General features: G+C 71.1%; 1 protein-coding gene. It reads right to left on the bottom strand.

The window, feature by feature from the left end:
• Positions 1–287: exodeoxyribonuclease VII large subunit (locus FLQ44_RS21875; RefSeq protein ID WP_276607908.1), on the bottom strand; the 287-nt coding region annotated here is incomplete at both ends.

Genomic DNA, 287 nt, shown 5'->3' with positions numbered 1-287 from the left:
CTGATGCTGAAGTCGATCTCATGGCCGACGGCGGAGACCAGCGGCGTACGCAGGCGCGCGATGCAGCGGGCCAGCGCTTCGTCGTTGAAAGCGAACAGATCCTCCAGCGAGCCGCCACCGCGGGTCAGCAGCAGGGCGTCGTAGCGGCCGCTGGCGTCCGCCCGCTCCAGCATCGCGCGGATCTGGGCGGGCGCCTCACGGCCCTGCACCAGCACCGGCAGGATTTCCACCTCGACGAGCGGAAAGCGGCGCGCCAGCACGCTCAAGACGTCACGCACGGCGGCGCC

This window comes from Vogesella mureinivorans, from assembly GCF_007644035.1.
Taxonomy (GTDB): domain Bacteria; phylum Pseudomonadota; class Gammaproteobacteria; order Burkholderiales; family Chromobacteriaceae; genus Vogesella; species Vogesella mureinivorans.
Note: the sequence above shows the minus strand (reverse complement) of the source record. Positions and strands in the feature narration are given on the sequence as shown.